This is a genomic window from Nigerium sp. (assembly GCF_039811905.1).
In the GTDB taxonomy this organism is placed as follows: domain Bacteria; phylum Actinomycetota; class Actinomycetes; order Propionibacteriales; family Propionibacteriaceae; genus Propioniciclava.
Genome location: NZ_JBDHZL010000047.1, coordinates 1 through 18,942 on the forward strand (window position 1 = coordinate 1; position 18,942 = coordinate 18,942).

The window sequence follows — 18,942 nt, forward strand, 5'->3', positions numbered from 1 at the left end:
CTAACCGCGTTCTCACGCGGCGCGACAGGTGTGCACGAGCCCGGTCATGTCAGTCACTGGCTCCCCGGACGCCCGCCGCCTACGGTCGGGGCATGGACAACAAGGCGGAGGTCCGCGACTTCCTGATCACCCGGCGCGCCAGGATCACCCCCGAGCAGGCCGGCCTGCCCGCGTGGGGCGGCCACCGACGGGTCGCGGGGCTGCGCCGCGAGGAGGTCGCGCTGCTCGCCGGCGTCAGCGCCGACTACTACACGCGCCTGGAGCGCGGCAACCTCGCCGGCGTCTCCGAGCAGGTGTTGGACGCTTGTCCGACGCCCTCCGGCTCGACGAGGCCGAGCGCACCTACCTGGCCGAGCTGGCCCGCGCGGCGTCCCGTCCCGCCGGGCGAGCGGGGCGTCCGCGGGCGCGGATCGTCCGGCCCAGCGTGCACTGGTTGCTCGACCAGATGGACTCCACCCCCGCCTACGTCCGGAACGCGCGCACCGACCTGCTCGCGGCCAGCCCCCTCGGACGCGCGCTGTACGCGCCCCTGTTCGCCGACGAACGCCCGAACGTGCTGCGCTTCCTGTTCCTCAACACGGACGCGGGGGAGTTCTTCATCGATCGGGACGCCGTCGCCGCGCAGGCGGTCGCGACGCTGCGGATGGCGTCGGGGGAGAATCCGCACGACCGCAGCATCGCGCAGCTGGTGGGGGAGCTGTCGACGCGCTCCGACGAGTTCGGTCGTCTGTGGGCCGCTCACGACGTCCGGCAGCACCGGACGGGGACCAAGCGTTTCCACCACCCGGTCGTCGGCGACCTCACGCTCTCCTACGAATCGATGGCGCTCGTGGCGGACCCCGGGTTGGTCCTAAACGCGTACGCGGCGGAGCCCGGCAGCCCCAGCGCCGAGGCGCTCGACCTGCTGGCGTGCTGGGCGGCCAAGCTCCCGGAAACACCGAATTCCGCGGGACAAATGATATAGCGGAAAAGTTATGTAGCGACACGCGGGCGCCATGTCACCTTTTTTGGGGACAGGGATGTCGCTCGTTTGGGGACGTATGTGCTGTTCTGGCGCCCCTCGAAGCCGTAGGATAAGCGAAGAAGACACGATGTCTCTAACCCTTCTGGGAGGGCGCGCGGGACCAACCGGCAGAGCCGGTCTGCGTGAGGAGACGGAGATACGAGGGGGACCATTGCCTAAGATCACTGCGCCGACGGTGAAGGAACATCGCGAAGCAGTCTTGAACAAGCTCGTGGACGCCGCCGAGGCGATCCTGCGGGGCGACGGCTCGACGCAGCTCACCGCTGGCGCCGTCACCGCGCAGGCGGGCATCGCGAGGAACAGCATCTACCGCTACGTCGACTCCGTGGACGACCTCCGCGGGCTCGTCCTGAAGCGCTACATGCCGCGCTGGCAGGCGGCGGTGGACGCGGAGCTGGAGGGCGTCGAGGATCCGCGGAAGCGGGTGCTCGCGTGGGTGCGCGCCAACCTGCGCCAGGCGTCCATCAACGGCCACGGCTGGATGATGCAGGTCGCGCAGAGCCAGCGTCCGTACCGGACGATCGACGTCGGCGACCCGCAGAAGGAGACGCAGGACTTCCTGACCGAGCGCCTGGCCGCGCTCGTTCCGGAGATGCCCATCAAGGCCGAGCTGATCCGCGCGGTCGTCGAGGCCGGCTTCCGTTCGCTGGACGCCGGCGCGACGTTCGAGGACGTCAGCCATTGGGCCGAGGTGGCGGTCGGCGCCCTGCTGGACGACCACAGCGACCTGGCGGCGTCCGCCTGATCAGGCACTGACAACGCACGAGGCCCCGGGAGCGATCCCGGGGCCTCGTCGCGTAGGCGGCCGATCGGCCGCAGCCGGACGCCGCCCGCCTCAGTTCTGGACGACCGCGGCCGGGGCCTCGTCGGCGATGACGGTCATCCGCTTGAGCCAGGGGGCGCCGAAGGTCGTCGCCATGGCGACGTCGGCGGCGTCCCGGCCCTTGGCGATGGGAACCCGGCCCTTGCGGCGGGCGTTGTTGCGCGGGTCGAAGGTGAACCAGCCGCCGTCGAGGTAGACCTCCATGGAGGCGACGAAATCCATGGGGGCGGGGTCGGGCGGCACGTCCATGTCGGGCAGGTACCCGAACACGTAGCGGGTCGGGATGTTGAGCGCGCGGCAGAACGTGATGGCCAGGTGCGCGAAGTCGCGGCAGACGCCGTAGCCGTTGACGTAGACGTCGAGCGCGGAGGAGCTGGCCTCGCTGCTGCCGTACTGGAAGGTCAGGTGGCCGTTGGCGTAGTCGACGATGTCTTGCACCCGGTTGTAGTCGGCCGTCTTGTTGCCGAACAGCTTCCACGCGTGGCGGCGCATGACGTCGGAGGGGCAGAACCTGCTGGGCAGCGTGTAGACGAGCAGCTCGCCGGGCACGTCTTCCGGCGGGAGCTGCTGCGCCGACGGGTCGCCCGCCTCCAGTTCGTCGGGCACCTCGACGAGCGCGGAGTACCGGCACAAGGACTCGCCGGCGGGCAGCACGACGGTGCGCGGCCGGTTGCCGTAGATGTCGGTGAACCGCTCGCTGGGGGCGTCGGGGTCGACCGACCACTCCTCCTGCAGGACGCTCACGCGCGGATCGGGGAGCACCTCGACGTTGTACACGGCCGGGGTCGGGGCGCCCGCGACGTGCACGAACTCGCAGCCGACATTGATTCGCCTAGTGGACATGCCACAAGGTGTATCGCGTCGCACCCGCCCGGAACAATCCGCTTCGGGGTGTAACACGAGATCTTAACAATCTGCATCGCGCATGGGTGGCTTAAGCGCCGCGGCCCGGCCCCCGAAGGGGTCGGGCCGCGGGCGGAGCTGAGCGGGCGGTGCCCGGTCAGGCGTCCGGTGTGGGTCAGCCGTTCAGCGACGCGCGCTGGGTCTCGGCGAGCTCGGCGACGGCGTTCTTGTCACCGGTGAGCGCGGAGTAGGACAGACCGGCGATCAGGGCGCCCACGATCGGGGCGACGACGAACAGCCAGACCTGCGACAGCGGCTCGGCACCGGCGAACCAGGCGACGCCCAGCGAACGGGCCGGGTTGACCGACGTGTTGTCGACGGGGATCGACACGAGGTGGATCAGGGTCAGCGTGAGGCCGATGGCCAGCGGGGCGAAGCCCTTGGGGGCCTTCTCGGAGGTGACGCCCAGGATGACCCAGACGAAGACGGCGGTCAGGATGATCTCGACGAGCAGCGCGGACAGCATCGAGTAGCCGCCGGGGGAGTGGGCGCCGTAGCCGTTGGTGGCGAAGCCGGACTCGATCGCGTTGAAACCGGGCTTGCCGGACGCGATGGCGAACAGCGCGCCGCCGGCGACGGACGCCGCGACGATCTGGGTGACGAAGTAGGGAAGGACGGCCTTCGCCTCGATGCGCTTGGCGAGGAACAGCCCGACCGTGACGGCCGGGTTGAAGTGGCCGCCGGACAGGTGGCCGACCGCGTAGGCGCCGGTCACGACGGTCAGGCCGAAGGCGAGGGCGACGCCCACGAAGCCGATGCCCGCCGGGAAACCGGTGGAAGTCGTGACGGTGGCGGCCAGCACGGCCGAGCCGCAGCCGCCGAAGGTGAGCCAGAAGGTGCCGAGGAACTCGGCCCACAGCCGCTGAGCCATGGTGGGTTGCATCAACTTCTCCAAAATGACGATGGTGCTCGCTGGAGTCGCCGGTGCGGCTCCACCAGCATTGGTTGGCGGCTCGTTCGAGCCAGGCGAAACATTACGCCTGCCTTACGTGGCCCGGAAAACCGTGCGCAACGAGTTGCCATCCGTGCGGTGACCGCCGGGGGTCGGGCGGCCTCCTCGGCCGATGGGGGGAGGACGGCGTCGCCCACGGCCCGTGGTGGGACGCCGGAGGCGACCGCGGACCCGAGACTTAAGTTCGGCCCGGTGCCTGCGGGGCGTCGTCCCGGGTAGCCGGTAGTCTGACGATCGACCTTCGCTTCAACGACCGAACACGATGGGCGGCGCATGCACGACTTCCTGCATTATCAGAACGTTCCGTTGGGCATTCTGATCGTGGCGGTGGCGTCGCTTCTGTTCGCGACCGGCGCGACGATTCAGCATCTGGTGGCGGGCGAGGTGACCGACCCGGACGCCGAGAACAAATCCATGAACCTGAAGCAGCTGTGGCGGCTGGTCACGACGCCGAAGTGGCTGCTCGGGCTCGGCATCATCACCGTGGGGGCCGTGTCGCACATCATCGCGCTGATGATGGCGCCGGTGACCGTCGTGCAGCCCGTCGGCATCCTGGCCGTGCCGTGGTCGGTGCTCATGGCCGCGAAGATCCACGGCCACAAAGTCACGAAGATCATGTGGGGCGCGGTGCTGCTCACCATCGTCGGCATCGTCGGTTTCACGCTCATCTCCAGCACGAACGCGGCGAAGGACACGCGGGTCGAGCCACCCCAGGTGCTGCTGGGCTGCATCGTCGTCTACGCGATCGGGGCCTTCTTCGGGCTGCTCGGCTGGCGCGGCCGCAACGGCATGCTGCGCTCGCTGTTCTGGGCCACCGGCGGCTCGTTCTTCTACGGGCTCTCGTCGGCGCTGATCAAGAGCACCTCGGTGATGATGCGCACCCCCGACTTCCACACCAGCACGATGTTCTGGGTGATCGTGCCCTTCCTGATCGGCTCGTACCTGTTCGGCGGCGCGATGATCCAGCAGGGCTACGCGACCGGCCCGGCGGAGACGGTCGTGGCGTCCATGACGACGACCGATCCGATCGTGGGTGTGTCGTTCGGCCTGATCATCCTGGGCGAGGGCGTCCTGCTGAGCGGGCTGGACGCGGTGGGCATGGTCATCTCGGGCGCCGTCGCGATCTGGGGCGTCGTGCTGCTGAGCCGGTATCACCCCGACGCCGTGGCCAGGCGCCAGGCGGCGAGCCCGGAGACCACCGCGACGTGAGGCCGCGCGAGACCCGAGCGCCGGGGAAGCGGCTGAGCGCGCCGGTCCCCGGGCAGTTGCGCGTCGGGCTCTTCACCGATGACTTCTACCCCGACTCGGGCGGGGTCTGCCGCTCGATCGAGTTGCAGTTGGCCGAACTCGTGCGGCGCGGTTACCATGGCACGCTGTTCTCGCCGCACGTGAACTTCACCCCACCGCCGGCGGGTGACTACACGACGATTCCCACGTGGCGCGTCCCCTATTCGCCGAGCTACATGTGCTCGCTGCAGTTCTCGGACGCCCTCGCGCGGCGCATCGCGCGCCGGTTCACGTTCGACGTGGTGCACAGCCAGAACGAGCGCGGGTCGATGGTGCTGGCGGCCAAGATCGCGAACCTGCAGGGCATCCCGCACGTGCACACGTTCCACTCCAACTACGCGGGCACGCACGCCACGACGCCGCGGCAGGCGTGGGCGTCCTCGATGCTGTTCCTCCCGCTGGCGAGCCGCGTCGTCCGGCGCGCGTCGGCGCGTCCGCTGGCCGTCTCGGTGCGGCGTCCGGCGCCGGTCGCGGGGGAGGATTCGCCGCTCGCAGTGCGCGACTGGATGAACGTCACCCGCCTCGCCGCGTGCCCCGACGCGGTGACCTCGCCGGCGCCGTTCCTGGTCGACACCGTCGTGCGGGCGAGCGGCGGGGCGCTCGCGGGGCGGGCGTCCGTGGTGCCGAGCGGGGTGTCGAGCCGGTTCACCGAGGTGCGCCGGAGGCGTCCGGTGGGGGCGGGGATCAGGTTTCTCAGCTGCGGACGCCTCGGCGCCGAGAAGCGCGTGGACGCGATCGTCCGGGCGTTCGCCCTGCTCGGGAGGGACGACGCGGAACTCGTGATCGCCGGGGGCGGGCAAGAGGAGGGCGCGCTGAAGCAATTGGCGCGCACGGTGAGGCACGGCAGCGTCCGGTTCACCGGGCACATCGGCGACGTCGGCGAGGTCGCGCAGACGATCGCGGACGCCGACGTGTTCGTGCTGGCGTCCTACCGGTTCGACACGCAGGGGATGGTGCTCGCCGAGTCGGCCGCGGCGGGCACCCCGATCCTGTACTGCGACGACCGGCTGAGCGTGGGGGTGGGTCCCGACAACGCGCTGCTCGTGGAGCCCACGGTCGAAGGGTTGGCCGCGGGGATGAGAACGCTGGCGGAGGACCGGGCCCGGCTGGCGGCCATGGCGGAGGCGACGGCGTCCCTGCGCGCGGGCCTCACGACGGCCGCGATGGGCGAGCGCTACGAGGCGATCTACCGTGCCGCGATCGCGCGGGTGGGCGGGCACACCTCCTGAGGCGCCCGGCTCGCGCGCCGAGGCTGGTCAGCTCTTGACGGGCAGGGCGGAGATCTGGCGTCCGGTCGCGGTGGTCAGGATCAGGGTCGCCGGCGCCCGCTGGATCGGGAGAAACACGTAGCCGGTGGTCGAATCGCCCTCCGCGAGCGTGCCCCGGGTGAGTTCGGGCTGCCGCGGTGAGGGCGCCGGGTCGATGACGTTGGTGCCGTTGTTCTGGAACGCCAGGAAGCCGTAGCTGATCGTGCCGCGGTCGGCCCAGAGACGAACGCTCAGCAGCACGCCGCCCGGCTGCCACTGCTCGGACACCACCTCCCACCGGCCGCCCGAGTCGGGGTCGGACGGCATCGTGAAGGGTAAGCCCGGCCCGGAGCTCGTGGGCGCGGCGGCCGGACTCGTCGGCGACGCGGTGGGGGCGACGGCTGCCGGGCGCGCCAGGAACGTCGCGCCGATGACCACGCCCGCGATGATGGCGGCGAACAGCACCCACAGCAGCCACCCCTTGGTGAAGCGCGGCGCGGAGTACGCCTCGATGTCGACGCGCTGCAGGGGCTGGTTGCCGAGCGGGCGGTGCTCGGGTTCACGACCCGCGTTCTGGACGCCCTGGCCTTGGCCGGCCGTGGGCTGCCCCTGGTCGGGGCGGCCGGGCCAGCCCGCCGGGTCGCCCGGATCACCCTGGGCGGGGTCGTTCGGGTAGCCGTTGGTGTTCCAGCCTCGGTCACTCATCGCCGCCCAGGGTACCCGTTGCCGGATCGACCGCCGACGCGGCCCTGTGGATAACGAAGACTCGCGCATGCGCCCCTGTGGACGATGAACAATGGGGGTCGGGCGGGACAACCGTGGGGACTATGAAAGATGATTCGTCGCCCACGTTGCTCACCATCGCCTCCGTCGACGACCTGTTCGGCGCCGTTCCCGCTCTGCTGCACTTCCATCCGTCCGAGTCGCTGGTGCTGGTGCTCGTGGAGAGTGGGCGCGTCGAGGTCGCCGCGCGCGTCGACCTGGCCAGGGTCCGACGGCGCCGTTCGCTGTGTACGGCGCTCGAGCCGCTGCTGCACCGGTTCCCCGAGAGCGACGTGCTCGCGATCGCGTACTCCGGCGACGGGCGAGCGGGCTGGCGCGTGCTGGAGTTGCTGCGCAGCGAGGTGGGCGAGCGCTGCGCGGTTGCCCTCCATGCCGACGGACGCCGTTGGTACGACTCACCCGACGACGTTGGCCGGCCCTACGACCCCGCCTCGACCGCCGTGGCCGCCGGAGCCGCCTACGCCGGCGTCGAGGTGCGGGGCAGTCGGGCGGAACTGGCGGCGTCCCTGGTCGGCACGTTCGGGCGCGACGAGCGCGAGGCTGCCATGGCCGAGGTGGCGACCCGATGGCCCGAGGGGCCCTCGCGCGAGGCAGCGGGTGACGCGCTGCTGCTCTCCTGGCGCGCAGGGCGCAGCCTGACGCTGCACGAGCGCTGCCTGCTCGCCGTGCTGGCGAGGGAGCCTGAGTGGGCCGAGCGGGCGATCCTCGACACGACGCGGGAGAACGCAGGCGATCGGTTCGAGTGCTGGGCGCAGGTCGCGCAGGCGTCCCCGGGGCCGATGGGCCGGGGCGCGCTCACCCTGCTCGCGCTCGCCGCCTGGGTGCGGGGCGACGGCGCGATGGCCCAGGTCTGCCTCGAGCGGTTGGCCGAGCTGGGCCACTCCGACGACTGGACGCGGTTCGTCGACCTGGCGTGCGCGATGGCGCTGCATCCTGACTTGTGGGAGGAGGTGCGGTCCGGCTACTTGGCTTTGGCCGAATCGGTCGCCGTCGCGGCCGTGGGCACCTAATGTGTCCCCATGACCCGGTACGTGGTGTGCGGCGAAGCACTCATCGATCTGATTCCCGACCTCGACGCGGAGCGAAGCACGATCTCGAGCATCTGGGACGCCCGTTCCGCGGGCGGGCCCATGAACTCGGCGATCGCGCTCGCCCGCCAGGGCCAACGGGTGGAGTTTCTCGGTCGGCTCGGCTCCGACCGGTTCGGCCGGCAGTTGACCAGCCACCTCGAGGCGAACAATGTCGGGTTGAAGCTGGCGGCGGAGACCTCGCAGGCCACGTCGCTGGCGATCGTGAGCCTCGACTCCAAGGGGCACGCGACCTACAACTTCCACTTCAGCAACACGGCCAACTTCGGCTGGCAGGCCAACGAGCTGCCCGAGTTGGGGGTGAACGACTGGCTGCACATCGCGTCCCTGGTGCTCGTGGTGCCGCCGGGGGACGCGGCGCTGCTCGAGTGGGTGAAGGGCGGCACGACGCCGATGTCGATCGACGTCAACGTCCGGCCGACGGTCATGCCCGATCCCGAGGAGTACTGGACGAAGATCGAGCCGTGGCTGATCGCGGTCGGGGCCCGCCGCGGCATCATCAAGGGCAGCGACGAAGACATCGCGTTCCTCGCCGGGCCGGCGCGCCTGCCACGCCTGGCGGGCAATGCCGGGGTGGAACTGGCCCGCCGCTACGGGGCGCCGTGGGTCGTCCTGACGCTGGGAGAGGACGGGGCGGTCGCCTGCAACGCGGAGGGGGACATCATCCGGGTGCCGGTGCGTCCGGTGGACGTCGTCGACACCGTCGGGGCGGGGGATACGTTCATGTCGGGCTTCCTGTCGGCCTACGTCGGCGACCAGTTGAGCCTGCGCGACTCGTTGCGGCGGGGCGTCGTGGCGTCCTCGATCGTCTGCACGCGCAAGGGTGCCAACCCGCCCACGATGGAGGAGATCGAGGCGCTGTCCTGACGGGCGGCGGGGTGCCCGCCGGGGCCCCGGCTGTGGCCGGGGGAACCGGCGGCGTCCCGGGGAGGAGGCGGTGCCGGGCGCGCGCGGCCCATGGGCTACACTGACGGCCATGGATCGCTTCATGCGCTCGGCTTCGCGACTTCTTCGCTAGCCGCGCGGCCTGACCGGTGGCGCGGCGCCCCTTGATGCCCACGGGCTGACAGGGGTTTTTTCATGCCCCGCACCGGCGAGGCCCGGTGCCTGCGATCGATCCAGACCAACCCGACGAGGAGATGTTCGACAGTGGAGACCGCTCGAGGAAGCTACGACGCGGCTGCCGCGCAGGAGCGCTGGCAGAAGTTCTGGGCCGAGGACGGCACGTTCGCCGCCCGCGACGACGGGTCGGCCGAGCGCCGCTACATCCTGGAGATGTTCCCGTACCCGTCGGGCGACCTGCACATGGGGCACGCCGAGTGCTACGCGATCGGCGACGTGCTGGCGCGGTACTGGATGATGCAGGGCTTCGACGTGCTGCACCCGATCGGGTGGGACAGCTTCGGGCTGCCCGCGGAGAACGCGGCCATCCGCAACGACACGCATCCGGCCGACTGGACGTATGCGAACATCGAGACGCAGAAGCGGTCGTTCAAGCGTTACGGCGTCAGCATCGACTGGACGCGGGAGCTGCACACCTCCGACCCCGAGTACTACCGGTGGACGCAGTGGCTGTTCCTGCAGTTCTACTCGCGGGGGCTGGCGTACCGGAAGGACTCCTACGTCAACTGGTGCCCCAACGACCAGACCGTGCTGGCCAACGAGCAGGTCGTCGCGGGCCACTGTGAGCGGTGCGGGGCCGTCGTCACCAAGCGCAAGCTGACGCAGTGGTACTTCAAGATCACCGAGTACGCGCAGCGGCTGCTGGACGACATGGCGAAGCTAGAGGGCAAGTGGCCCGACCGCGTCCTGGCGATGCAGCGCAACTGGATCGGGCGCTCCGAGGGCGCGTATGTGGACTTCCGCGTCGAGGGGCGCGAGGAGCCGGTGACCGTCTTCACGACGCGGCCCGACACGCTGTACGGGGCCACCTTCATGGTGGTCGCGCCCGACTCCGACCTGGCGGCCGAGATCGTCACCGACGAGGCCCGCCCCGCGTTCGAGGCCTACCTGGAGCGCGTGAAGCAGCAGACGGAGATCGAGCGGCAGTCGACCGACCACGAGAAGACCGGCGTGAATCTGGGCGTGACGGCCGTCAACCCGATCAACGGCGAGTCGGTGCCCGTCTGGGCCGCCGACTACGTGCTGGCCGAGTACGGGACGGGCGCGATCATGGCGGTGCCCGCGCACGACCAGCGCGACCTCGACTTCGCGAACAAGTACGGCATCGACGTCCGGCTGGTCATCGACACCGGTGAGGCCGATCCGCGCACGTCGGGCGTCGCGACGGTCGGCGACGGCGTCTACGTGAACTCGGACGTGCTGAACGGGCTGGCCGACAAGGCGTCCGGCATCGCGAAGGCGAACGAGACGCTGGAGGCGGCCGGAACCGGCCGCGCGACCGTGACGTTCCGGCTGCGGGACTGGCTGCTGAGCCGGCAGCGGTTCTGGGGCTGCCCGATCCCGATCATCCACTGCCCGGCGTGCGGCGAGGTGCCGGTGCCGGAGGATCAGCTGCCGGTGGAGTTGCCCGACATCCGCGGCGCCGATCTGGCACCGAAGGGGACGTCGCCGCTGGCGTCCGACGCCGCGAAGGAGTGGCGGGAGGTCGCGTGCCCGCGCTGCGGCGGCGCGGCCGAACGGGACGCCGACACGATGGATACGTTCGTCGACAGCTCCTGGTACTACTTCCGGTATTGCACGCCCCACGACGATCGGACGCCGTTCGACCCCGAGGTCGTGCGCCGGTGGATGCCGGTGAACCAGTACGTCGGGGGCGTCGAGCACGCGATCCTGCACCTGCTGTACAGCCGCTTCTTCACCAAGGTGCTGAACGACATGGGCCTGGTCGACTTCAGCGAGCCCTTCACGGAGTTGATGAACCAGGGCCAGGTCATCAACCAGGGCAAGGCGATGAGCAAGTCGCTGGGCAACGGTGTCGATCTGGGCGAGCAGATCGACCGGTTCGGGGTGGACGCCGTTCGCACGACGGTCGTCTTCGCGGGCCCGCCGGAGGACGACATCGATTGGGCCGACGTCTCCCCGGGCTCGTCGGCGAAGTTCCTGCAGCGGGCCTACCGGCTGGCCACCGACGTGACGTCGGAGCCGGGGGCGGACGCGGCGTCCGGTGCTCTGGAGCAGCGCCGCGTGACGCACCGCGCGATCGCCGACGTCACCGAGGCGCTGGAATCGCGGCGGTTCAACGTCGCGATCGCGCGCGTGATGGAGCTGGTGAACGCCACCCGCAAGGCGATCGATTCGGGTTGCGGCCCGGACGATCCGGCGGTGCGGGAGTCGGCGGAGTTCGTGACGCAGGCGCTGAGCACCGTCGCGCCGTTCGTGGCCGAGGAGATGTGGGAGGTGCTGGGCCACGCGCCGTCGGTGGCCCGCTCGACGTGGCCGACCGCCGAACCGGACCTGTTGGTGCAGGAATCGGTCACCCTGGTCGTGCAGGTGCAGGGCAAGGTGCGCGCGAAGCTGGACGTGCCGGCCGCCATCACCGAAGACGAGGCGACCGCGGCCGCGCTGGCCGACGACGGCGTCCAGCGGGCGCTGGCGGGGCGCGACGTGCGGAAGGTGATCGTCCGGCTGCCGAAGATGGTCTCGATCGTCCCGGCCTGAGCGGTCGCGCGGACGCCGCGGCCCGGCCGCGGCGTCAGGCCGGCTTCACCACGAGGTCAGCCACCAGGCCGAGGTGGTCGGTGCCCAAGACGCGGAACGTCCGCACGTTCCGGGCCACGACGTGGTCGTTGACGAGCACGTGGTCGATCGCGATCATCGGCGGGACGCCGCCGTACCCCTGGGCGGGGAACGTGGGCTGCCACCCCTCGCCGGCCTGCGACGCGGCGTCGCTGAGCCCGAGGCCCAGCAGGGAGCGCAGGGTGGGCTGCTCCTGGACCGCGTTGAGGTCGCCCGCGACGATGAGCGGCTCTTTCAGGTGGCCCTCGACGGCCCGCCGCAGCACGGACGCCTCCCAGCGCCACAGGCCGGTGCCGCCGCCGTTCGTCATGTTCGCCGGGTGGGCGGCGGCCAACACGATCGGCGGGCCGGAGGGGGGCTGTACGCGCATCAGGTGCTGCCCGGGCCCGGTGGAAAGCTGGGCGATCTCGTCGACGGGCCAGCGTGACAGCACGGTCGTGCCCATCGCGTCGTCGAACGGCGGGTCGTAGAAGCCCGCGGTGTGTGGATAGTCGCGAAAGATGCCGGTCGGCGCGAGCGCGGTCTGGGCGCTCCCGGTGTATTCGAGGAGCACGATGATGTCGGGATTGGCCGCCTTCACCTGGGCGCTGAGCCCGGCGGGATCCGCATTGCCGTAGAGCATGTTCAGCGACAAGACGCGCACGGCCTGCCCGGACGCCTGCGGCGCCTCGCGGGGCCAGTAGGGCCGCGCCCACCACAGTTGGGTGGCCAGGGCGGCGGCCGCCAGGAGAGCCAGGACGCCGCGCGGCCGGCCGCGCGCGAAGGCGAGGAAGAGGACGGCGGCGAGCGCCCACGCGACGATGCCGTAGGGGATGAACGCGGCCGCCATGGCGAGCTTGGAGCGTGAGAACTGGAGCCGGGGCACCAGGTAGAGCATCATCATCGCGCCGCCGAACGCGACGCAGCCCCACGCGACCGCCAGCATGAGATGACGGCCGAGGGTGCGTGTGGTCATGGGGACCAGTGAACCAGGGTGGGCAAGAAAGTTATCCACAGTTGGTCGTCGGGTGAAAAAATTCGGCTCCGCGTCCCCACCGTGGAAGGCATGACGACGCTGCGCCGGTTGGAGCCGGACGAGGTGATGAGCCAGGTCGTGCGCGCCCGCCTGGAGTCGCTGATGACCGCCCGCGAGCCTCCCGACGCCTGGGCGCGGGACGAACCGGGGGCACCCGGTGAGGACGAACCGGAGGTGCCGGACGAGAGGGGGGTGGTCGCCGCGCGCCCCCTGTCCCGCTCGCCGGGCGCGCCGGAGACGCCCCACGGGGCGGCCGGGAGGGCGGCGTCCGAGGTGCGTGCGATGGCTGCGCGAGCCGTGGAGTTCGGGCGCGCGCATCTGGTCGTGGTGCTCGTCATCGTGCTGGCCGGGTGCGGATACGCCGGTTACTCCATGGTGCAGGCGCGCACCGGCCCGGTGGCGACGGCGGCTCCGGTGGAGGTGGCGTCCGTGCAGGCGGCCCCGAGGACGCCGAGCGCCACGCCGAGGCCGGTCATCCGGGTGCACGTGGTCGGCGAGGTGCGCAAGCCGGGGGTGGTCAGCCTGCCCGAGGGGGCGCGGGTGCTCGACGCGATCGAGGCGGCCGGCGGGCTGACCGCGCGGGCGAGGCCCGGCCGGCTGAACCTGGCCGCGGTCGTGACGGACGCGGTGCAGGTGGTCGTCGGTGGTCCCGGCTCTCCGGGAGGGAGCGTGGAGGGTGGTGCGGGGTCGTCGGGTGGCGGTTCCGTCGGGGGCGGCGGAGGCGCGGCGGCGTCCGGGAAGGTGAACCTGAACACGGCGACGCCCGAGCAGCTCGACACCCTGCCCGGCGTGGGACCGGTGACGGCCAAGGCGATCCTGTCGTGGCGGCAGCAGCATCAGCGGTTCAGCCGGGTGGAGGAGTTGCAGGAGATCGAAGGGATCGGGCCGAAGACGTTCGAGAAGCTGAAGGGCCAGGTGACCGTCGGGTGAGCGACGGTGGTCGGCCGCGGCGGGAGCGGGACGATCGGGTGGACGTCCGGCCGCTCGCTCTGGGCGTCGCCGCCTGGGCGGGGGCGTGGGCCGCGACGTCGGGGGAAGGGCGGTTCGTCGCGGCGGCCGTCCTGACGGGAGCGCTGCTCGGGCTGGCGTCCCGGTGGCGCGGCGGACGCCTGCTGGCGGCGTCCGCACTGGTGCTGGCCGTGACCGCTGGGCTGGGCTGGGCGCGGGTCTGGCAACAGCAGCGCGACCCGGTGGCCGACCTCGCCGCCCACCGCGCCACGGCCGTGGTGGAGGTGCGCATCGGCGGGACGCCGCGCTACCACGCGGGCAGCGGCCCGCGTCCGGCGTGGTGGGCGTCCAGGGCGACGCTCGTGGCGGCGTCCGCGCGCGGGTCCGAGTGGAGGTCGGGCGCGCCGGTCGAGATCTCGGCGACGGGGGACGCGGCGGAGCAGTGGCGGGCGCTGCCGTTGGGGGCGACGGCGCGGGCGTCCGGGCGGCTGGGTCCGGCCGACCCGGCGGCCGGCCTGGTGGCGGAGGTTCGCGTCCGCGGCGCCCCCGAGATCGTGGCCGAGCCGGGGCCGGTGGATCGGGCGGTGGCGAGCGTCCGGGCGGGGTTGCGCGCGGCGTGCGCCGGGCTGGCCCCCGAGCCGCGAGCGCTCGTCCCGGCGTTGGTCGTCGGGGACACGTCGGGCATGGGCGAGGACCTGGTCGACCGGTTCAAGACCACCGGCCTGACGCACCTGACCGCGGTGTCGGGCGCGAACCTGACGCTGCTGCTGGTGTTTCTGCGGGTCGTGGCGGTCGGGGTGGGGGTGCGCGGTCGAGGGCTGACGGCCGTGCTGATCGCCGGGGTCGCGGCGTTCGTCGCGTTGTGCCTGGGCGAGCCGTCGGTCGTCCGGGCGGCGGCGATGGGGCTCGTCGGGCTGGTGGCGGTCGGCCGATCGGGCGGCGGGCGTCAGGGGCTGCGGTACTTGGCGGTGGCAGTGTGGGGCCTCGTGCTGCTCGATCCGTGGATGTCGCGGTCGATCGGGTTCGCCTTGTCGGTGACGGCGTCGGCGGGTTTGCTGTGGTGGGCGGGCCGCTGGACGCGGGTCATGGCTCGCTGGATGCCGGCGTGGTGCGCGGAGGCGGTGGCCGTCCCGCTGGCCGCGCAGGTGGCAACGCAGCCGATCGTGACGGCGATCTCCGGGCAGGTGTCGCTCGCCGGGCTCGTCGCGAACGCGGTCGCCGGCCCGCTGGTCGGGCCCGCGACGGTGTGCGGGTTCCTTGCGGCAGCGCTCTCGATGGTGTGGCTGCCCGCAGCGTCGGCGTGCGCGTGGCTGGCCGGCTGGTGTGCCCAGGCCCTGTGCTGGATCGCGCGGCTCGGGGACGCGTTGCCGGGGGCGTCCCACCCCTGGCCGGCGACGCCGCCGGCGATCGCGGTGGTGACGGTGGCCTGCCTCACGTCGGGGCGGCTGATGCCCTGGATTCTCGGACGCCGCTGGCTCTGCCTGGGCCTGGCGGGCGCGCTCGTCGCGGCGCTGGCCCGGCCCCCGTCGCCGCCCGGGTGGCCGCCGCGCGGGTGGGCGATGGCGTCCTGCGACGTCGGGCAGGGCGACGCGACCGTCTTCGACGCGGGCGGCGGGTCGGCGGTGGTGGTGGACGCCGGGCCCGACCCGAGGCTGCTCGACCGGTGTCTGGCGTCGCTCGGCGTCCGGCGGGTGCCGCTGGCCGTGCTCACCCACCTGCACGCCGACCACGTCACGGGCCTCCCGGCGGTGGCGGCGCGCTCGCCGGGGGTGGTGTTGACGTCGGTCGTCCGGTCGCCCCCCTCCGGCGAGGCGATCGTGCAGCGGGCCGGGGGTTCGCGGCAGGTCGCGGAGGCGGGCCAGGTGTGGACGGCGGGCGGCGTCCGGGTGGAGATCCTGGCGGCGCCGACCGAGGCGCCGAGCGTGTCGGCGGCGTCCGAGGGGGAGTCGTCGGCGGAGAACGACGCCTCGGTGGTGCTGAAGGTGACGGCTTCCGGGGTGACGGCGCTGCTGGCGGGGGACACGGAGGCGACCGGCCAGGACCGGCTGCTCGGGCTGGGGTCGGCGGTGGACGTCGACGTGCTGCTCGTGCCGCACCACGGCAGCGCGCGGCAGTCGCCGGCGTTCCTGGGGCTGACCACCCCGCAGGTGGCGGTCGTGAGCGTGGGAGCCGACAACGACTACGGGCACCCGACCACCCGGACGCTTCGGCTGGTCGGCGGTCTCGGCGCTCAGGTGGTGCGCACCGACGAGCACGGCGCGGTGGCGGTGGCGCGGTGGGCAGACGGACGCCTGTCGGTGACGACCCAGCGGTGACCGGGGGAGGGGAGGCGGCGATGAGGGTCGATTGGCCGGGGTTCCTAGGCTGTCGGCATGAAGCCGGTTTCGAAGCTGAGGAAGACGCTGGCGCCGCAGGCGTCCGGCGGGCCCACGATCCTGGAGATCGATCTCGATCGCGGTGTCCTGTTCGGACCGCCGGACAGTCCGATCGCCGCGCTGAAGGCGCGGAACGCGGCGACCATGAAGGCGCTGCGCGACGGGCTGCGGGCGGGGGCGTCCGACCGGCAGGTGCGGGGGCTGATCGTCCACGTCGGCACGTGCCCCCTGACGTTCGCTCAGGCGGACGAACTGGGCGACCTGATCGAGCAGTTCGGGCGGGCGAAGCCGACGCTGGCGTGGAGCGCCACGTTCGGCGAGTTCGAGGGCGCGCTGGCCGCCTTCCGGCTCGCGACAAGGGCGAACACGGTGTGGCTGCAGCCGTCCGGGATGCTGGGCATCACGGGGGCGCACCTCGGGGTCGTCCTGCTGCGGGGCGGGCTGGAAAAGCTAGGGGTCGAACCCGAGTTCTCGCAGCGGCACGAGTACAAGACGGCCGCCGACCGCTTCGCCGCGCGCGAGGTGACCGGGCCCCACCGCGCGATGATGCGTCGGCTCGGGCAGTCGATCGTGGACGAGTCCGTCGCGACGATCGCGCGCCGCCGCCGGCTGGACCCGGTGGCGGTCTGGGACGCCGTCAACGCGGCCCCGCTCGCGGCAGGCGATGCGCTGGCGCGCGGGCTGGTCGACCGGCTCGGCTACCGCGACGAGGTGTACGACTGGGCGCGCCGGGAATGGGGCGTGCCGCCGCGGCCGTCCGTCGACAACCGGCGGAACGCGGACGCCTCGCTGGCCTTCGTCCACCGGCACCACACCAGCCCCGCGAAGGAGCTGATGGGGTCCCTCGCCGACCGCTCGAAGCCGGGCGTCGCGATCGTGCCGGTGACGGGAGCGATCGTGCTCGGGCGCGGGCGTCCGGGGGCGCCGGGCGGGCGGCAGGCGGCGTCCGACGTGGTGGGCGAGCATCTGCGCGCGGCGGGCCGCGACCCGAAGATCAAGGCGGTCGTGCTGCGGGTCGACAGCCCGGGCGGATCGTACGTCGCGTCCGACACGATCCGGCGGGAGGTGCTGCGCCTGCGCGAGCTGGGCAAGCCGGTCGTCGCGTCGATGGGCGACCTCGCGGCGTCGGGCGGCTACTTCGTCGCGATGCCGGCCGACGAGATCGTCGCGAACCCGTCGACGCTCACCGGGTCGATCGGTGTGCTCGCCGGCAAGTTCGTGACGCGAGGGCTGTTCGGCAAGCTGGGCATCGTCCGGGAGGGCATCGACATCGGCGCGCGCTCGGGCATGCTGTCGGACGAGCGGGGGTTCACCGACGAGGAATGGGAGACCCTGAACCGCTGGCTCGACCTCGTCTACGCGGACTTCACGGCCAAGGCCGCCCACGACCGCGGCCTCGACGTCCCCGAGCTGGAGCCGAACGCGCGCGGCCGCGTCTGGACCGGGTCGGACGCCCGCGACCGGCACCTCGTCGACCGCCTCGGCGGCCTGGACGCCGCGATCGAGCGGGCCTGCGAGCGCGCCGGGCTGCGGCGAGGGGAGGCGGCCGTGCGGTCGATGCCGGCGATCCCCGCGCTGGAACGCTTGCGCTCGGCCGAGTCGACCGAGTCGGTGTCGGCGAGCGCGTCCGGCGTCCTCGCCGGGATGGAGGGGTTGGCGCGCGCGATCGGGCTGGCCGGCATCGTGCCCGGCCTGGGCGCGTCGGGGGCGGACGCCGTCGGCCTCGCGGGTGCGACCGGCCCGGACGACCTCGTGGCGGCCCTGGCGCACCGGCTCGGGTTCGAGGCGCCCGGCGTGCTGTCGCTGCCGTTCCGCGTGGACGTGCGCTGACGGGCGCTCCCAGGACGGAACTGTCGGCGGCGTCTGCCATGCTGGGGGCGTGGAGAGCCAAGGGGTGTTCGGGCGGGTCGTGCTGGTCAGTGGGCCCGAATCGCTGCTGGCCGAGCGGGCCGTCGAGTCGCTGGTGCGGCGGGGGCGCGACGAGCGGCCGGATGCGTCGGTCACCAAGGTCGAGGCCGCGACGCTCGACGCCGGCCGACTGGCCGAGGTGACGGGCGCGTCGCTGTTCGCGGAGGCGTCCATCGTGGTCGTGACCGAGTTGGCCGACCTGCCGCAGGATCTGTTCGACCAGGTCGCCGCGCTCGCGCAGCAACCGGGCGACGATCTGGCCCTCGTGCTGGTGCATCAGGGCGGCAACAAGGGGCGCGGGCTGCTCGACCGCCTGAAGAAGGCGCGGGTCGAGGTCGTCGACTGCCCGGCGATCAAGGCGTACGAGCTGCCCCAGTTCGCCGTCAACGAGGCCCGGCGCTCGGGCGCGCGGCTCGATCAGCAGACCGCGGTGACGCTCGTGGAGGCGCTCGGCAGCGACGTGCGCGGCGTGGCCGCGGCGGTGCGGCAGTTGCTCGACGACTCCGACGACGCGACCATCACCGACGCGGCCGTGCGGCGCTACTTCGCCGGGCGGGCCGACGTGACCAGCTTCACGGTGGCCGACTCGGTGCTCGGCGGGCATCGAGACGAGGCGCTCGGGCAGCTCCGCTGGGCCCTCGAGAGCGGGGTCGCGCCGGTGCTGGTGACGAGCGCGATGGCGTCCGGGCTGCGCAATCTGGGCAAGTATCTGGATGCGCGCGACGCCCGCGTTCGCGACGCCGACATCGCGCGGCAGATCGGCGTCCCGCCGTGGAAGATGCGCGATCTCTCGCGCCAAGCCCGCGATTGGACGCCGCGCGGCGTCGCCGCGGCGCTCCAGCGGGTCGCCGCGACGGACGCCGACGTCAAGGGCGCGGCGGGCGACCCCG

At 72.3% G+C, this 18,942-nt stretch carries 15 protein-coding genes; 11 read left to right on the forward strand and 4 right to left on the reverse strand.

Annotated elements, in window-relative coordinates:
- Positions 1 to 304: 304 nt before the first annotated feature.
- Both WMJ97_RS09225 and WMJ97_RS09230 read left to right on the forward strand, forming a co-directional pair.
- Positions 305 to 964, forward strand: a complete 660-nt coding sequence (locus tag WMJ97_RS09225; protein ID WP_347348692.1) for a transcriptional regulator — start codon at positions 305 to 307, stop codon at positions 962 to 964.
- Positions 965 to 1,175: 211 nt separating this feature from the next.
- Positions 1,176 to 1,769, forward strand: coding sequence for a TetR/AcrR family transcriptional regulator (locus tag WMJ97_RS09230; RefSeq protein WP_347348693.1), 594 nt, complete (start codon positions 1,176 to 1,178; stop codon positions 1,767 to 1,769).
- Between the two features lie 90 nt (positions 1,770 to 1,859).
- Here WMJ97_RS09230 and WMJ97_RS09235 read toward each other — a convergent pair whose 3' ends face one another.
- Entirely contained in the window at positions 1,860 to 2,690 is an 831-nt protein-coding gene (locus WMJ97_RS09235) for a transglutaminase family protein (RefSeq protein WP_347348694.1), read from the reverse strand.
- A gap of 175 nt (positions 2,691 to 2,865) precedes the next feature.
- Positions 2,866 to 3,633, reverse strand: a complete 768-nt coding sequence (aqpZ, locus tag WMJ97_RS09240) for an aquaporin Z (protein ID WP_347348695.1) — start codon at positions 3,631 to 3,633, stop codon at positions 2,866 to 2,868.
- Between the two features lie 342 nt (positions 3,634 to 3,975).
- Here aqpZ and WMJ97_RS09245 point away from each other — a divergent pair, with 342 nt between their 5' ends.
- Together WMJ97_RS09245 and WMJ97_RS09250 are read left to right on the forward strand one after the other, a co-directional pair.
- Positions 3,976 to 4,911 (forward strand): hypothetical protein, encoded by a 936-nt coding sequence (locus WMJ97_RS09245; protein ID WP_347348696.1) that lies wholly within the window; start codon positions 3,976 to 3,978, stop codon positions 4,909 to 4,911.
- Positions 4,908 to 6,218 carry a glycosyltransferase gene (locus tag WMJ97_RS09250; protein ID WP_347348697.1) on the forward strand — a complete coding sequence of 437 codons (1,311 nt, stop codon included), beginning with the start codon at positions 4,908 to 4,910 and terminating at the stop codon, positions 6,216 to 6,218. The genes WMJ97_RS09245 and WMJ97_RS09250 overlap by 4 nt, the downstream gene beginning before the upstream one ends.
- Positions 6,219 to 6,245: 27 nt before the next feature.
- On the opposite strand, the gene WMJ97_RS09255 is transcribed toward WMJ97_RS09250, so the two are convergent.
- Complete coding sequence (locus WMJ97_RS09255) at positions 6,246 to 6,941, reverse strand: hypothetical protein (RefSeq protein WP_347348698.1); 696 nt, start codon at positions 6,939 to 6,941, stop codon at positions 6,246 to 6,248.
- A 122-nt stretch (positions 6,942 to 7,063) separates the two neighbouring features.
- Here WMJ97_RS09255 and WMJ97_RS09260 point away from each other — a divergent pair, with 122 nt between their 5' ends.
- The 3 genes from WMJ97_RS09260 to leuS all read left to right on the forward strand — a co-directional run bounded on the left by WMJ97_RS09260 (position 7,064) and on the right by leuS (position 11,728).
- On the forward strand, positions 7,064 to 8,029 hold the full coding sequence (locus WMJ97_RS09260) for a DUF4192 family protein (protein WP_347348699.1): 966 nt from the start codon (positions 7,064 to 7,066) through the stop codon (positions 8,027 to 8,029).
- A gap of 9 nt (positions 8,030 to 8,038) precedes the next feature.
- A complete protein-coding gene (locus WMJ97_RS09265) occupies positions 8,039 to 8,974 on the forward strand; it encodes a PfkB family carbohydrate kinase (protein WP_347348700.1) in 936 nt (311 codons plus the stop codon).
- 213 nt (positions 8,975 to 9,187) lie between these two features.
- Positions 9,188 to 11,728: a leucine--tRNA ligase gene (gene leuS / locus WMJ97_RS09270; RefSeq protein ID WP_347348701.1), complete on the forward strand. Its 2,541-nt coding sequence runs from the start codon at positions 9,188 to 9,190 to the stop codon at positions 11,726 to 11,728.
- 34 nt (positions 11,729 to 11,762) lie between these two features.
- Here leuS and WMJ97_RS09275 read toward each other — a convergent pair whose 3' ends face one another.
- A complete protein-coding gene (locus tag WMJ97_RS09275; RefSeq protein ID WP_347348702.1) occupies positions 11,763 to 12,761 on the reverse strand; it encodes an endonuclease/exonuclease/phosphatase family protein in 999 nt (332 codons plus the stop codon).
- Positions 12,762 to 12,851: 90 nt separating this feature from the next.
- Here WMJ97_RS09275 and WMJ97_RS09280 point away from each other — a divergent pair, with 90 nt between their 5' ends.
- From WMJ97_RS09280 to holA, 4 genes are all read left to right on the forward strand, one after another.
- The gene (locus WMJ97_RS09280; protein ID WP_347348703.1) at positions 12,852 to 13,751 is read left to right on the forward strand and encodes a ComEA family DNA-binding protein; all 900 of its coding nucleotides are present in this window, start codon (positions 12,852 to 12,854) and stop codon (positions 13,749 to 13,751) included.
- Positions 13,748 to 16,084: a ComEC/Rec2 family competence protein gene (locus tag WMJ97_RS09285; RefSeq protein WP_347348704.1), complete on the forward strand. Its 2,337-nt coding sequence runs from the start codon at positions 13,748 to 13,750 to the stop codon at positions 16,082 to 16,084. The genes WMJ97_RS09280 and WMJ97_RS09285 overlap by 4 nt, the downstream gene beginning before the upstream one ends.
- A gap of 57 nt (positions 16,085 to 16,141) precedes the next feature.
- On the forward strand, positions 16,142 to 17,974 hold the full coding sequence (gene sppA / locus WMJ97_RS09290) for a signal peptide peptidase SppA (RefSeq protein ID WP_347348705.1): 1,833 nt from the start codon (positions 16,142 to 16,144) through the stop codon (positions 17,972 to 17,974).
- A gap of 49 nt (positions 17,975 to 18,023) precedes the next feature.
- The coding region (gene holA / locus WMJ97_RS09295; RefSeq protein WP_347348706.1) for a DNA polymerase III subunit delta at positions 18,024 to 18,942 on the forward strand (919 nt) is incomplete at its 3' end.